The 13,170-nt window shown below is 74.4% G+C and carries 11 protein-coding genes and 1 riboswitch; of the genes, 10 read left to right on the top strand and 1 reads right to left on the bottom strand.

Annotated elements, in window-relative coordinates; genetic code table 11:
- Positions 1–153: 153 nt before the first annotated feature.
- Positions 154–1,605, bottom strand: a complete 1,452-nt coding sequence (locus ACH4SL_RS32530; protein WP_398452484.1) for a glycine hydroxymethyltransferase — start codon at positions 1,603–1,605, stop codon at positions 154–156.
- Between the two features lie 21 nt (positions 1,606–1,626).
- Positions 1,627–1,729: riboswitch (ZMP/ZTP riboswitch) on the bottom strand.
- A 133-nt stretch (positions 1,730–1,862) separates the two neighbouring features.
- On the opposite strand from ACH4SL_RS32530, the gene ACH4SL_RS32525 reads away from it, so the two are divergent.
- From ACH4SL_RS32525 to ACH4SL_RS32480, 10 genes are all read left to right on the top strand, one after another.
- Positions 1,863–2,858, top strand: coding sequence for an enoyl-CoA hydratase/isomerase family protein (locus ACH4SL_RS32525; protein ID WP_398452481.1), 996 nt, complete (start codon positions 1,863–1,865; stop codon positions 2,856–2,858).
- Positions 2,859–2,948: 90 nt separating this feature from the next.
- Positions 2,949–3,689: a class I SAM-dependent methyltransferase gene (locus tag ACH4SL_RS32520; RefSeq protein WP_398452479.1), complete on the top strand. Its 741-nt coding sequence runs from the start codon at positions 2,949–2,951 to the stop codon at positions 3,687–3,689.
- 172 nt (positions 3,690–3,861) lie between these two features.
- Entirely contained in the window at positions 3,862–4,887 is a 1,026-nt protein-coding gene (locus ACH4SL_RS32515; RefSeq protein WP_398452475.1) for a LacI family DNA-binding transcriptional regulator, read from the top strand.
- Between the two features lie 246 nt (positions 4,888–5,133).
- Positions 5,134–7,056: a ricin-type beta-trefoil lectin domain protein gene (locus ACH4SL_RS32510; RefSeq protein ID WP_398452472.1), complete on the top strand. Its 1,923-nt coding sequence runs from the start codon at positions 5,134–5,136 to the stop codon at positions 7,054–7,056.
- Between the two features lie 354 nt (positions 7,057–7,410).
- A complete protein-coding gene (locus ACH4SL_RS32505; RefSeq protein WP_398452470.1) occupies positions 7,411–8,388 on the top strand; it encodes a YbhN family protein in 978 nt (325 codons plus the stop codon).
- Positions 8,389–8,621: 233 nt separating this feature from the next.
- Positions 8,622–9,941, top strand: a complete 1,320-nt coding sequence (locus ACH4SL_RS32500) for an RICIN domain-containing protein (RefSeq protein WP_398452468.1) — start codon at positions 8,622–8,624, stop codon at positions 9,939–9,941.
- 172 nt (positions 9,942–10,113) lie between these two features.
- Complete coding sequence (locus tag ACH4SL_RS32495; protein ID WP_398452466.1) at positions 10,114–10,956, top strand: response regulator transcription factor; 843 nt, start codon at positions 10,114–10,116, stop codon at positions 10,954–10,956.
- Positions 10,953–12,446, top strand: a complete 1,494-nt coding sequence (locus ACH4SL_RS32490; RefSeq protein ID WP_398452463.1) for a sensor histidine kinase — start codon at positions 10,953–10,955, stop codon at positions 12,444–12,446. The genes ACH4SL_RS32495 and ACH4SL_RS32490 overlap by 4 nt, the downstream gene beginning before the upstream one ends.
- Before the next feature lie 55 nt (positions 12,447–12,501).
- On the top strand, positions 12,502–12,954 hold the full coding sequence (locus ACH4SL_RS32485) for a hypothetical protein (protein WP_398452460.1): 453 nt from the start codon (positions 12,502–12,504) through the stop codon (positions 12,952–12,954).
- A complete protein-coding gene (locus ACH4SL_RS32480) occupies positions 12,951–13,166 on the top strand; it encodes a hypothetical protein (protein ID WP_398452458.1) in 216 nt (71 codons plus the stop codon). The genes ACH4SL_RS32485 and ACH4SL_RS32480 overlap by 4 nt, the downstream gene beginning before the upstream one ends.
- Positions 13,167–13,170 lie beyond the last annotated feature (4 nt).

The following is a 13,170-nucleotide window of genomic DNA, read 5'->3' as shown; positions in this document are numbered from 1 at the left end:
CGCCGGCCGCCGCCCCGGGGTGTTGTTGCCCCCGCGCCGCCCCCCCCCCCGCGGGGCCCCGCGGCCCCCCCCCCCCCCCCGGCGGGGGGGCGCCCCCCCCCCCCCCCCCCCCCCCACACCCATGTCACGCTCGCGCGGCTGCGCGCCGCCGCGTCAGCTCAGGTCGATGCCCGGGTAGAGCGGGAAGCCGGACAGCAGGTCCGCCGCGCGCTTGGCGACCTCGTCGGCGACCGCGCCGTCCAGCACGTGGTGCGCCTTCGACAGCCCGCCCTTGGGCGCGGCCGCCGCCGTCGTCCCGGACAGCACGGTGTGGATCAGCCCGGCGATCTCGTCCATCTCCGGCGCGCCGAGGCCGCGGGTGGTGAGCGCCGGGGTGCCGATCCGGATGCCCGAGGTGTACCAGGCGCCGTTCGGGTCCTGCGGGACGGAGTTGCGGTTGGTGACGATGCCCGCGTCCAGCAGCGCCGCCTCCGCCTGCCGCCCCGTCAGCCCGTAGCCCGACACGTCGATGAGCACCAGGTGGTTGTCGGTGCCACCGGTGACCAGCTTCGCGCCGCGGTGGAGAAGGCCCTCGGCGAGCGACCGCGCGTTGTCGACGATCCGGTGCGCGTACGCGCCGAACTCGGGCCGGGAGGCCTCCGCGAGCGCCACCGCCTTCGCCGCCATGACGTGCGGCAGCGGGCCGCCGAGCACCATCGGGCAGCCCCGGTCGACGTGCTCGGCCAGGGTGTCGTCGCACAGCACCATGCCGCCGCGCGGACCGCGCAGCGACTTGTGGGTCGTGGTCGTCACGATGTTCGCGTGCGGCACCGGGTCGAAGTCGCCGGTCAGCACCTTGCCCGCGACCAGGCCCGCGAAATGCGCCATGTCGACCATGAGCGTCGCGCCGACCTCGTCCGCGATCTCCCGCATGATGCGGAAGTTGACCAGCCGCGGATAGGCCGAGTAGCCCGCGACGATGATGAGCGGGCGGAATTCGCGCGCGGTCTCGCGCAGCGCGTCGTAGTCCAGCAGGCCGGTCACCGGGTCCGTGCCGTAGCTGCGCTGGTCGAACATCTTGCCGGAGATGTTCGGCCGGAAGCCGTGGGTGAGGTGGCCGCCGGCGTCCAGCGACATGCCGAGCATCCGCTGGTTGCCGAATTCGGCGCGCAGCTGCGCCCAGTCCTGCTCGGACAGGTCGTTGACCTGCCGCACCCCGGCCCTGGCCAGGCCCGGGGTCTCGACCTTCTGCGAGAGCACCGCCCAGAAGGCCACGAGGTTCGCGTCGATCCCGGAGTGCGGCTGCACGTACGCGTGCGCGGCGCCGAAGACGCCGCGGGCGTGCTCGGCGGCCAGCGCCTCGACGGTGTCGACGTTGCGGCAGCCCGCGTAGAAGCGGCGGCCGATGGTGCCCTCGGCGTACTTGTCGCTGAACCAGTTGCCCATCGCCAGCAGCACGGCGGGCGACGCGTAGTTCTCGCTGGCGATGAGCTTGAGCATCTCGCGCTGGTCGGTGAGCTCACCGGCGATCGCGTCCGCGACCCGCGGCTCCACCCCCCGGATCACGTCCAGGGCACTGCGGAAGGCGATCGACTCGGTGCTGTACGGCTGCTCGGGCGCTGCCACGGCGGTCCTCCGGTTGGTCAACGGGACGGCCCAGGCGCACGGCACTTCGTTCTTCCGGATCTTTCCGGTCGAGCCGCTCCCCGATGGTTGACCCCATCCCAGCGCGCCAGTCACGGCTCCGCCCCGAGCCTACCAACCCCGCCCCGCGGCCACACCGGGGGCGCGGGCCGACCGCGCCGCCCGGGGGACCGGCACCGCAGCTCAGGGCGGAGGGCGGGCGGTGTTGGATGGGGGCGGACGACGGCGGAAGGAGCCGCATGACAGGCAGCAACGGGCCCGCACCGGTGCAGACCCGGGTAGGGGCGGACGGTACGGCGGTGATCGAGCTGGACCGGCCCGCCGCCCTCAACGCGCTGGACCTCACGATGGTCCGGCTCCTGACGCACGCCCTCGCGCGCTGGCGGGACGACCCGGCCGTCCGCTCCGTCCTGGTCGTCAGCACCTCGCCGAAGGCGTTCTGCGCCGGGGGCGACATCGTGGCGGTGCGGGCGGCGGGCGCGTCCGGCGACGGCGAGGCGGTGCGCGGCTACTTCACCGCCGAGTACGCCCTCGACGCGCTGATCGCCGGCTACCCGAAGCCGTACACCGCGCTGATCGACGGCTACGCGATGGGCGGCGGGCTCGGCATCTCCGTGCACGGGTCGGCCCGGGTGGTCACCGAGCGCGCCTCGCTCGCGATGCCGGAGACGGCCATCGGCTTCTTCCCCGACGTCGGCGCCAGTTACTTCCTGCCGCGCCTGCCGGACGCGTACGGCTGGTACCTGGGGCTGACCGGCGCGCGGATCGGCGGCCTCGACGCGGTGGCGTGCGGGCTCGCGACGCACCACGTGCCGGCGGCCGACCTGCCCGCCCTGCGGGCCGTGCTGACCGCGGGTGGCGCGCCCCCTGACGCGGTCCTGCGCAGCTTCGCGGCGCCCGTCCCGGAGCGCCCCGCGCACGCCGGCGCCGTGGCCCGCTGCTTCGCCGAGCCGGACCCGGCGCGGGTGCGGGCCCGGCTGGCGGCCGAGGCGCAGGAGCCGGAGTGGGCGCGGGAGACGCTCGCGCTGCTCGACGCCGCCTCGCCCGCGAGCCTCGCGGCCACCGCGGGCCTGCTGCGGGCGGGTGCGGGGTCGACGCTGGAGGAGTGCCTGGCGCGCGAACTGGAGCTGGCCTGCCGCACGGCGGTCAGCGCGGACTTCCAGGAGGGGGTGCGGGCCGCGCTGGTGGACAAGGACCGCACGCCGGTCTGGTCGACCCCGGTGCCCACATTGTAAGATGACGATGTCACTATACGGACGGCGCGCGTAGTGTTGCCGTCGGATCCGCCGTGCCGCGGCGGGACATGACCACGGAAGGGCCGCGCCATGCCTCGGGAATGGGACGCCAAGACCTACGACTCGCTGCCCCTGCCCCACCTGGGGTGGGGTCGCCGCACGCTGGGGCGGCTGGAGCTGCGCGGCGACGAGCGGGTGCTCGACGCGGGCTGCGGCACGGGGCGTGACACCGCCGGCCTGCTGGACCGGCTGCCGCAGGGGCAGGTGGTCGCCGTGGACGGATCCGTCCGCATGCTGGACCAGCTGCGCGAGCGGCTGGACGGCAGGCTGGACCGGGTCGAGGTCGTGCACGCCGACCTGACGAAGCCGCTGCCCTTCGACGGCGAGGTGGACGCCGTCTTCAGCGTCGCCGCCTTCCACTGGATCGAGGACCACGCCGCCCTCTTCGCCTCGTTGGCCGGGCGGATGCGCCCGGGCGCCCGGCTGGTCACCGAATGCGGCGGCCGCGGCAACATCGCGGCGGTCAACGCCGCCGTCGCCGACGTGAACGGCGAGGCCCGTGACGCATGGGAGTTCGCCGGCGTCGAGGACACCCGGCAGCGGCTGGCCGCCGCGGGCTTCACCGGCATCGAGGTGCAACTGCGGCCCGACCCGGCCCGCTTCGAGCCCGGCGAGCAGCTGGAGGCCTTCCTGGCCACCGTCGTGCTGGGCGCCTACCTGGACGCGATGGCCGAGGACGACCGCGAGCCGTTCGTGGCAGCGGTGGCCGCGCGCCTGGCCGAGCCGGTCGTCGACTACGTACGGCTGGAGATCGCGGCGACCCGCGGCTGACCGGGCGCGGGCCCCGGGCAGGGGCCGGCGGCGTCCCGGCAGCCGTGCCGGGCCGCCGCCCGCGTTGTTAAAGTATGGGCGCCGATCCCCCGATCACCCGTCAGCCTGCCCGCCGCCCGGCCAGCCGTAGCCGGCTCGCAGGTCCGCGGGCCGTCCGCCGTATCGAGGCCCCATGAGCCCCAAGAAGCGTCCCACCATCGCCGACATCGCCGAGGCCGCCGGCGTGTCCAAGGGCGCGGTGTCCTACGCGCTCAACGGCAAGGCGGGGGTCTCGGAGCAGACCAGGGCCAGGATCCTGGAGATCGCGGCGCGGATGGGCTGGCACCCCAGCAGCGCGGCCCGCGCGCTCTCCGACGGGCGCAGCGGCGCGATCGGCCTGGTGGTGGACCGCCCGGCGTGGGTGCTGGGCATCGAGCCGTTCTTCATGCAGCTCATCTCCGGTGTCGAGGCCGGTCTCGCCGCCACCGGCACCGCGCTGCTGCTCCAGGTCACCGACGACGCCAGGGCCGAGGAGGCGGCGTACCGCCGCTGGTGGGGCGAGCGCCGGGTGGACGGCGTGCTGCTGGTCGACCTGCGCGAGCAGGACGCCCGGCTCGGCCTCGTCGCGGAGCTGGGCCTGCCCGCCGTGGTGGTCGGGCACGCGCCGGAGTCCTCGGGGGTGCCCTCGGTGTGGTTCGACGACGGCGCGGCCGTGCGCGAGACGCTCGCGTACCTCGCGGCGATGGGTCACCGCAGGATCGCCCGGGTCGCCGGCCCCGCCGACTTCGTGCACACCCGTGAGCGCAGCGAGGCCTTCGAGTCCGCGGCCGCGGAGCTCGGCCTCGAAGGCGTGCCGTGCGTCTACACCGACTACTCCGGCGAGGCGGGCGCCCGCGCCACCCGGCGGCTGCTGTCCGGCTCGGCGCGGCCCACCGCGATCGTGTACGACAACGACGTCATGGCCGTCGCCGCGCTGAGCGTCACCCAGGAGATGGGCGTGCACGTCCCCGGTCGGCTCTCCCTCGTCGCGTGGGACGACAGCGAGCTGTGCCGGCTGGTGCACCCCGCGCTGACCGCGGTCAGCCGGCGGGTGATGGAGTACGGCGAGCGGGCCGCCACGGCGCTGCTCGCGCTCATCGACGGCGGGCCCGTCCCGGACATCCAGCTCCCGGCCCCCGCCCTCGTCCCGCGCGGCAGCACCGCGCCCAGGAGCGCGTAGCTCCCGGCCTCCGCGCCCGCACCGCACCGGTGCGGGCGCTTTCGTGCGCCCGTCCAACGGCGGTGCGTTACATGGCGTTTCATGGCGCCGCCCCGTTCCCGATCCCTTGACGGCCGGGAGACGCCCTAGTTAAATCACGTCGCGATATAAGTCGTGAAACAAGTGATGAAACAAGCGTGCGGACCCCCTCGCTGCACGCTTGACCCTGTCAGGCCCATGCCATCGTGCCGAGAAAGGCAACGACTCATGAGCGCAGCAACCCGGCCCCACACGGGCAGATCCTCCGCATCCCGGCTGCGGCGTACCGCCGTCGGGATCCTCACCGCCGCCGCGGCGGCCGTCGTCCCGGTGCTCGCGGTCCCCACGTCCGCGCACGCCGCGGGCGAGAGCGTCCAGGTCTACCTCACCACCACCAGCGACTCCGGCGGCCGCAACGTCACCAAGGGTCTGGAGCAGCAGTCCGCGGTGTCCTTCGCCGCAGGCACCGGCGGCTCCGGGCAGAACGTCACGGTGGACGAGGGCACCACCTACCAGCAGTTCACCGGCGGCGGCGCGTCCTTCACCGACACCGCCGCCTGGCTGATGAACAGCAGCGGGGCCCTGTCGTCCTCCACCCGCAACACGGTCATGCAGAAGCTCTTCGACCCGGTCAACGGGATCGGCCTGGGCTTCCTGCGCAACCCGATGGGCGCCTCCGACCTGGCCCGCAACAGCTACACCTACGACGACATGCCGGCCGGCCAGACCGACCCGACGCTCGCGCACTTCTCGATCGCCCACGACCTCGCGGACGTCGTCCCGCTCACCAAGCAGGCCCGCCAGCTCAACCCGAACGTCAAGGTCATGGGCACCCCCTGGACCCCGCCGCCGTGGATGAAGGACAACGGCGCCTACAGCCAGGGCTGGCTGCAGTCGCAGTACTACGCGGCCTACGCGCAGTATTTCGTCAAGTACCTCCAGGCCTACCAGGCGCAGGGTGTGCCGGTGGACTACGTCACCGTGCAGAACGAGCCCACCTGCTGCTCCGGCTACCCGTCGGCGCAGTGGAACGGCTCGGGTCTGGCGTACTTCACCAAGACGAACCTGCTGCCCGCGCTGCACGCGGCCGGGCTGTCCACCAAGGTCCTGGCGCTGGACTGGAACTGGGACACCTACGACAGCTACGCCGCGCCCACCGTCACCGACGCGTCGATCCGCAACGACCCCAACTTCGGCGGCATCGCGTGGCACGGCTACGGCGGCAACGTCTCCGAGCAGACCACGATCCACAACCAGTACCCCAACCTGCCCGCCTTCGACACCGAGCACTCCGGGGGCACCTGGATCGGCAACCAGCAGAAGGAGGACATGGAGAACCTGATCGACTACACCCGCAACTGGGGCCAGAGCTGGGTCAAGTGGAGCCTGGCGGTCGATCAGAACATGGGCCCGCACAACGGCGGCTGCGGCACCTGCACCGGCCTGATCACCGTGCACAACGGTGACAGCCGCAGCGGGCAGGTGGACTACACGATCGAGTACTACACGATGGGCCACCTCACGAAGTTCGTGAAGCCCGGCGCGACCCGTATCGCCTCCACCGACAACTCCACCGTCCGCAACGTGGCCTGGCGCAACCCCGACGGCTCCAAGGCGCTCATCGCCTACAACGAGTCGTCCTCCGCGCAGACGCTGCGGGTCAACTGGGGCAACGAGAACTTCTCCTACTCGCTGCCCGGCGGCGCCTCCGCCACCTTCACCTGGTCGGGTACGCCGGGCAGCGGCGGGACCGGCACCGGCACCGGCCACACCGGCACCATCACCGGCTACGGCGGCAAGTGCGTCGACGTCGCCGGCGCCAGCAGCGCCAACGGCGCCGCGGTGCAGCTCTACGACTGCAACGGCACCTCCGCCCAGCAGTGGACCGCCTCCGGCTCCACCCTCCAGGCGCTCGGCAAGTGCATGGACGTCAGTTCGGCCGGCACCGCCAACGGCACCCAGGTCCAGCTCTACGACTGCAACGGCACCGGCTCCCAGGTGTGGACCCGAGGGGCGAACAACTCGCTGGTCAACCCGCAGTCCGGCAGATGCCTGGACGCCACGGGACCCAGTTCCGCCAACGGCACCCGGCTGCAGATCTGGGACTGCACCGGCGCTGCCAACCAGCAGTGGAGCGCGCCTGCCGCGTGATCCGCTGAACCCCTGAACGGCCGGCCGCGGACCTCTCACCGCGGTCGGCCGCGCCGAAGGAAGAGAGTCGGACCGCCGGGTCCGCGCGACACGCGCGGGCCCGGCGGTCCGGCGTGTTCCGGGGCGGTCCGGCATACGTGCGCGGCCCGCCGGGCATCCCTGGCGTCAACAGGTGTTTGTCAGACGTTGACCCGGCCGGCCGCGTGGGGGTGGGGCGCGGCCACCCGGGCCGCCTAACCTGAGGGAGCGTCCGATCCGCTCCGGTTGTGCGCATCCGTAACGTCCCGCCCGCTTCGCCCCCGCGCTCACGCCGCGCCCCGCGCTGCCGTGTCCCCACGCGACGAGGAGTCCACCGTGTCCATCGCCCGCAACGAGGGTGCCGCCCGGCAGCGCGTGTCGCTGCGGTCGGGGCTGATGCTGCTGCCGGTCGTCGCGGTCGCGGCGCTGGTGAGCAGCAAATGGGGGGTGATCGGGTCCAGTGCGGGACGGCTGGGCGAGGCGGACACCGGATGGCTGGCCGTGGCGTGCCTGGCGGCCTTCATGACATGGGTGTGCTCGGCCACCGCCCAGCAGGGCGCGGTCGTCGAGACGCTCCCGCCCGGCGTGCTGCTGGCCACCCAGTTCGCCGCGTCCGCCGCCAACCACGTGCTGCCCGCGGGGGTCGGCGGCAACGCCGTCAACCTGCGCTTCCTGATGCGCCGCGGGCTGACCCCGACCCGCGCGCTCGCCGCGCTCGCGGTACGCGCCTGCGCCGCCGTCACCGGCCGGGTGACGCTGCTGCTCACGGTGCTGCTGCTGTTCCCCGACGCCCTGCAGTTGCACCGCGTGACCGGCGGAGGGCCGCGGATGCCCGATCACCCGCTGGTGCTCGGCTGCGTGGCGGTGGCGGTGCTGGCGGGCGGTGTGCTGCTGACCCGCTGCGTACGGCGGCTGCGCGACCGGCTGCGCGAGGTGCTCGGCTCGGTGCTGCACGACGTGCGGGTCCTGCACGGCAACCGCGCCCGGGTGGCGGCGCTGTGGGGCGGTTCGCTCGCCTTCCCGGCCATGCACGCGGCGGTCGTGGTCGCGGTGGTGCGCGCGGTGCACGCGCCCGTTCCGGTCAGCGGGGCGGTGGTGGCGTATCTGTTCGCGAGCACCGCGGCGGGCTGGATGCCGACGCCCGCGGGGCTCGGCTCGCTGGACGCCGCGCTCGCGCTCGCGCTGGTCACCGCGGGCGCGTCGGGTGTGACGGCGACCTCCGCCGTGCTCGGCTACCGGCTGGTCACGACCTGGCTGCCGCTGGTCCCCGGCATGCTGGTGCTGGCGGTGCTGGTGCGCCGGGGAGAACTCTGAGCGCCGCGGGCGAAGTTATTGGTACGGACCTTCGTCGCAAGTATTGACGGCCACTCGGCCCCGCCAGTTAAATCACGTCCTGAACTAAGACGTGAGCGAAGCATCCGGGGCGGCCGCCGCCGCCTCGTGGCCGCTCGAGGTCCGCATTTCCATCTGTCAGGGGCATGACCTGCTGCGCGCCCGCGCGCGGCCTGTCGCGCCCGTGTCCCGCCGCCCCTACCGAGGAGTCCGGCATGTCGGCTACACCCCCCACCCGACGTATCAGACGGATCCGCTCCCTCCCGCTGCTGGCCGCCGGCGCGCTGCTGGCCGCCGCCCTCTTCCAGGCCGCCGCCCCGGACCACGCCCGGGCCGCCGCCACCCCTGCCGCGGCCCCCGCGGCCGCCACCGCCACCTTCACCGACGACTTCAACGGCCCGGCGGGCAGCGCTGTCGACAGCTCCAAGTGGGGCTACGAGACCGGCGACAACGTCAACAACCACGAGCGCGAGTACTACACGAGCGGCACCCACAACGCCGCGCTCGACGGCAACGGCGACCTCGTCATCACCGCCCGCAAGGAGAACCCGGCCAACTACCAGTGCTGGTACGGCACCTGCCAGTACACCTCGGCCCGGCTGTCGACCCCGCAGAAGTTCACCCAGGCCTACGGCCACTTCGAGACCCGTATGAAGCTGCCCCGCGGCCAGGGCATGTGGCCCGCCTTCTGGATGCTCGGCAACGACATCGGCTCGGTCGGCTGGCCCAACAGCGGCGAGATCGACATCATGGAGAACGTCGGCTTCGAGCCCGGCAGCGTCCACGGCACCATCCACGGCCCCGGCTACTCCGGCTCGGCCGGCATCGGCGCCGGCTACACCCTGCCCGGCGGCCAGAGCTTCTCGGACGCCTTCCACACCTTCGCCGTCGACTGGGCGCCCAACTCCATCACCTGGTCCGTGGACGGCCACGCCTACGAGACCCGCACCCCGGCCGACCTCAACGGCAACCACTGGGTCTTCGACCACCCCTTCTACATCATCATGAACCTCGCGGTCGGCGGCTACTGGCCCGGCGACCCCGACGGCAGCACCACCTTCCCGCAGCAGCTCGTCGTCGACTACGTCCACGTCACCACCTCCGACACCTCGGGCGGCACCGGCGGCAGCACCGGTGGCACCGGCGGTACGGGCGGCCACCCCATCACCGGCATCGCCGGCAAGTGCGTCGACGTCGCGGGCGCGAGCACCGCCAACGGCGCCGCGGTCCAGCTCTACGACTGCAACGGCACCAGCGCGCAGAACTGGACGGTCGGCTCCGACGGCACCGTCCGCGCGCTCGGCAAGTGCCTGGACGTCGCGGCGGCCGGCACCGCCGACGGCACCAAGGTGCAGCTCTACGACTGCAACGGCACCGCCGCGCAGAAGTGGACCGTCACCGCCGCCCACGACATCGTCAACCCGGCGGCGAACAAGTGCCTCGACGCCACCGGCAACAGCTCCGCCAACGGCACCCGGTTGCAGATCTGGACCTGCACCGGCGCCTCCAACCAGAAGTGGACCGTGACCGGCTGACCACCGTTCCGTCCCGCCCCGCCCGGGCCGCACAAGGCCCGGCCATGGCACTCCGCTCCCCGGCCGTGTAGGCATGGTTCCCGCGATGCACCATGCCTGCGTCCCGCACCACGCGTGACGTGACGGCCGGGGAGCGGAGGTATGGCGGAATGAGCGGGCGGAGGCACAGCGGATGACGGGCACCACAGGCGGCACGTCCCCCGGTGCGGGCGGCGGTCGGGTGCTGGTGGTGGACGACGACGCCGTCATCCGCCGCTCCCTCGGCCGCGCCCTGCGGCTGCGCGGCTTCACCGTCGCCGAGGCGGACGGCGGCGCCGCCGCGCTCGCCCGGCTGACCGGCGACGACCCGCCCGACGTGCTGGTGCTGGACATCTCGATGCCGGACATCGACGGCATCGAGGTCTGCCGCACCCTGCGCGCGGCCGGCAACGACCTGCCGGTGCTCGCCCTGTCCGCGCTCGACGAGGTCGCCGACCGTGTCGCCGGACTCCAGGCGGGCGCCGACGACTACCTCGTCAAACCCTTCGCGCTGGACGAGCTGGTGCTCCGGCTGCACGCCCTGCTGCGCCGCCGCCCGCCCCGTCCCGGCGGTCCGGTACGCGCCTGCGGCCTGGTCGTCGACCCCGACGCCCGCACCGCCACCCGCGACGGCAGCCCGCTGGACCTGACCCGGCGCGAGTTCGAGCTGCTGGAGACCCTCGCGCGCAACGCGGGCCTCGTCCTCACCCGCGACCAGCTGCTGGACCGGGTCTGGGGCTACGACTTCGACGTGCGCAGCGACGCCGTCGACACCTTCGTGAGCTACCTGCGCCGCAAGCTGGAGGCCGGGGGCCGCCCGCGCATCCTGCACACCGTGCGCGGCGTCGGCTTCGTGCTGCGCCCGGCCGAAGGCGCAGGGCCCGCGCCGGGAGCTGCGTCCGCGTCCGGGGCCGGGTCGGGTCCTGCGTCCGGCCCCGCGTCTGCTTCCGGCCCCGCGTCCGGGTCCGGGTCGGCTTCCGCCGGGGGCGGCGCATGAGGCTGGCCACCAGGATCGCGGTGGCCGTCGCCGTCGTCGTCCCGCTGCTCGTGCTCGCCTCCGGGTGGGTCATGGTCCGCCTCGTCACCGGGGATGTGCACGCCGCCACCGACGCCCACCTGCGCGAACGCGCCGCCGCCGTACGCCCCGAAGCCCTCTCGCTGCTGCGGGCGATGGCCAACGACCGCCCGGCGAGCGTCGAACAGGCCCGGCAGCGGCGGCTGTTCACCTCGGCCCTCGACGTGGGCATCCGGGTGGCCGGACCCGACGGCACCGTGAGCGGCGGCCCCCAGCCCGCCGCCTCCGCCACGCTCCCGGCACCCGCGGACGCCGCCCGGCCCGTCACCCTGACCGCGGGCGGCCGCGGCTGGCGCGCGCTGGCCGTACCGCTCAGCAGCCCGCGGCCCGCCGTACGGGGCACGCTCTGGCTCTTCTCCGCCGACACCGCGGGGCGCCGGCAGATCGCCCAGGTGCGCCGCCGGGTGGTCACCGTCGCGCTGCTCACCGCGCCGGTCGCCGGAATCGCCGCGTGGCTCGCCGCCGTACGGCTGGCCCGCCCGCTGGCCGCGCTGCGCCGCCGCGCCGCCGGCATCGACCCGCGCGCGGGCGCCGCCCGCCTGGACCACACCCCCACCGGTGTGCCCGAGGTCGACGACCTGGCCCGTACCCTGCGGACGCTGCTCGCCCGCTACGACGAGCAGGCCGCCCGCACCGCCGAGGCGCTCGCCACCGCCCGCTCCTTCTCCGCCGCCGCCTCCCACGAGCTGCGCACCCCGCTCATGGGCATGCGCATCAACCTCGACGTCCTGGCCGGCGACCCCGCCCCGGACGCCGCCGGGCGCGCCGAGGTGCTCGCCGACCTGCGCGACGGCCACGACCGGCTGCTGGGGCTGCTGGTGATGCTGCGCACCCTCGCCCAGGGCGATCTCGTCGAGGCCGACGCCTTCGTGCCCGCCGACCTCGCCGACATCCTCGACGCCGCCGTGCGCGACCTGCGCCGCGACCACCCCGGCGCCGAGGTGTCCGTCGACGCCCCCGCGCCCTGCCCCGTGCAGGGCTGGCCACCGGGTTTGCGCAGCGCGGTGGACAACCTGCTCCGCAACGCCGTCCTGCACGGCGCCGGAAGGGTCGAGGCCGCCCTCACCCGCGCCCCGGACGGCGCCGCGGTGCGCCTCACCGTCGCCGACCACGGCCCCGGGGTGCCGCCCGACGCCCGCAGCGGGGTCTTCGCGCGTTTCCGCCGCCGCCCGGGCAGCCCCGGCTCCGGCCTCGGCCTCGCCCTCGTCGGCCAGCAGGCCGCCCTGCACGGCGGCGCCGCGGCGGTGACGGACCGGCCCGACGGCGCGCCCGGCGCGTACTTCGTCCTCGACCTCCCGACGGAGGTCCCCGCACTGCCGCGGCAGCGCGACTGGCTGGGCGGGGAGGACGGCGCGGCCATGGGCCCCGGCGCCCCGGGAGCGCCACAAGATTTCCACAAAGAGCGCTCCTAGCCTCCCCGGCGGGACGGGCGCCGCGCCCGCGGCGCCGCCACCGAGGAGGTCACCCATGCGCACCACCCGTACGGTCGTGCCCGCCGTCGCAGCGGTCGCGGCACTGCTCGCCGCGGCGGGCTCCGCCACCGCCGACACCGGCGCCACGCCCTCGCCCTCGTCCACGGCAAAACCCGCGGCGAAGGCGCCCAAGGGCGACGGTGCCCGCGCCCTGTGCCGCCGGCTGCCCACCGTGGACGCGCGCATCGACCGCGCGCTGGCCCGGCTCAACGGCCCCGCCACCGAACGCGGCTCGGTCGCCCGGATGCAGCAGCGCGTCACCAACGCCGAGGCCAAGGGCGACACCGCCGTGGCCACCTACCTCAAGGGCCGGCTCACCTTCCGCACCTCGCTCGTCACCACCCTGGGCCAGCGCTCCACCGATCTCGACGCGGTCCGCACATGGTGCGGCACCCAGCACTTCCCGGCCAAGAAGCAGCCGGACGCGGGGAAGGGCACCGGCAAGTGACCCGGCGCCAGGCTCTGGCCCTGCTCCCGGCCGGCGCGTTGGCCGCGGCCCTGCTGCTCACCGGCTGCGGCAGCCACGACGGCGCGTCCGGCAGCCCGGGAGCCACCTCCCCGGCCCCCGCCGCCTCGGACCTGGCCCATATGCAGAAGCTCGTGGACGACGCGGATTCCGCCGCGGCGGCGGCGGAATCCGACGCCGCCTCCGACAACTGACCGG

It is taken from the genome of Streptomyces sp. NPDC021020, assembly GCF_044333285.1.
In the GTDB taxonomy this organism is placed as follows: domain Bacteria; phylum Actinomycetota; class Actinomycetes; order Streptomycetales; family Streptomycetaceae; genus Actinacidiphila.
The sequence above is the reverse complement of the archived record's forward strand: the minus strand, read 5'-3'. Positions and strand labels throughout refer to the sequence as shown.